This is a genomic window from Mycolicibacterium tusciae, from assembly GCF_002086795.1.
GTDB lineage: Bacteria > Actinomycetota > Actinomycetes > Mycobacteriales > Mycobacteriaceae > Mycobacterium > Mycobacterium tusciae.
Genome location: NZ_MVIM01000053.1, coordinates 1 through 1,474 on the forward strand (window position 1 = coordinate 1; position 1,474 = coordinate 1,474).

Genomic DNA, 1,474 nt, shown 5'->3' on the forward strand with positions numbered 1-1,474 from the left:
TCCTTAAGTTCGTAGGTGCAGTTACTTCGTGTTGTTACGTTGTGCTGTGACCCGGGTGGGCCGGGTGAGGCTGCATCGGTTTAGCCGGCCTTGGTGGTGCGGCTTGAAAGGACTGGCCGCCCGGCCTGCCTGGACTTCTCTGGCCGCTGATTGAGATCTGCGATGTGATCGCTTGTTTAAGGAAACGCTGGCGGGGTTGTCCGTGGGGAACATGTTGGCAGACAAGCGAAAAGAGAATCGATGACAACAGATCAGTTGTGGGCTGGTGTGGATGTCGGTAGAGAACATCATTGGGTGTGTGTGGTTGACGCCGCCGGGGCGGCGGTGTTGTCGCGCAAGCTGGTCAATGACGAGCAGTCCATCCGCGAGCTGATCGCGGAGGTCGACGAGTTGGGTCCGCAGGTGTCCTGGACGGTGGACCTGACCATGACGTATGCCACCCTGCTGTTGACGGTGCTGACCGACCTCGGCAAGTCGGTGCGCTACCTCGCGGGCCGGGCGGTGTGGCAGGCCTCGACGGTTTATCGCGGAGGCGAGTCCAAGACCGACGCCAAAGATGCCAGGGTGATCGCTGATCAATCGCGGATGCGCGGTGAGGATCTGCCGGTCCTGCATCCCGACGACGACCTGGTCACCGAACTTCGGATGCTGACCGCCCACCGCGCCGATCTGGTGGCTGATCGCACCCGCACCATCAACCGGCTGCGTCAGCAACTGATCGCCGTCTGCCCAGCTGTGGAACGGGTCGCCGAGCTCAGCTCCGACCGCGGCTGGGCGGTGCTGTTGTCGCGCTATCAACGACCCAAAGTCATACGGCAGAGCGGCATTTCGCGACTGACGAAGTTCCTGGCCGACGCTGGAGTCCGTAACGCATCTGCCATCGCCGTCGCTGCAGTCTCGGCCGCCAAGGCTCAGACGGTCAAGATGCCCGGCGAGGAGGTCGCCGCCACTCTGGTCGCCGAACTGGCCCAGGGGGTGATCGCCCTTGATGACCGCATCAAAACCACTGACGCCGACATCGAGGGCCGGTTTCGCCGCCATCCCCTTGCCGAGGTGATCACCAGCATGCCCGGCATTGGATTCCGACTCGGCGCCGAATTCCTGGCCGCCGTCGGCGATCCTGCGCTGATCGGTTCGGCCGATCAACTCGCCGCCTGGGCCGGACTGGCTCCGGTGTCTCGAGATTCGGGAACACGGACCGGAAACCTGCACACCCCCAAGCGCTACAGCCGTCGCTTGCGTCGAGTCATGTACATGTCGGCTCTGACCTCGATACGTTGTGACGACCACTCTCGGGCCTACTACCAGCGCAAACGAGAGGAGGGTAAACGTCCGATCCCGGCCACCATCTGCCTGGCGCGACGCCGTACCAACGTCCTTTACGCACTGATCCGTGACAACCGCACCTGGCAACCTGATTCACCCCCCGTCACCACGACGACGGCTGCTTGACTTCTTCATTGAGAGTCCTTTC

At 62.7% G+C, this 1,474-nt stretch carries 1 protein-coding gene; it reads left to right on the forward strand.

Annotation, left to right across the window (positions count from 1 at the left end; genetic code table 11):
* The first annotated feature begins 240 nt into the window (after positions 1–240).
* Entirely contained in the window at positions 241–1,452 is a 1,212-nt protein-coding gene (locus tag BST47_RS30060; RefSeq protein ID WP_107529134.1) for an IS110 family RNA-guided transposase, read from the forward strand.
* Positions 1,453–1,474: the final 22 nt, after the last annotated feature.

What these genes read in the sequence shown, in the direction of transcription:
- BST47_RS30060 (WP_107529134.1), top strand. Translation starts at nt 241, where the DNA reads ATGACAACAGATCAGTTGTGGGCTGGTGTGGATGTCGGTAGAGAACAT.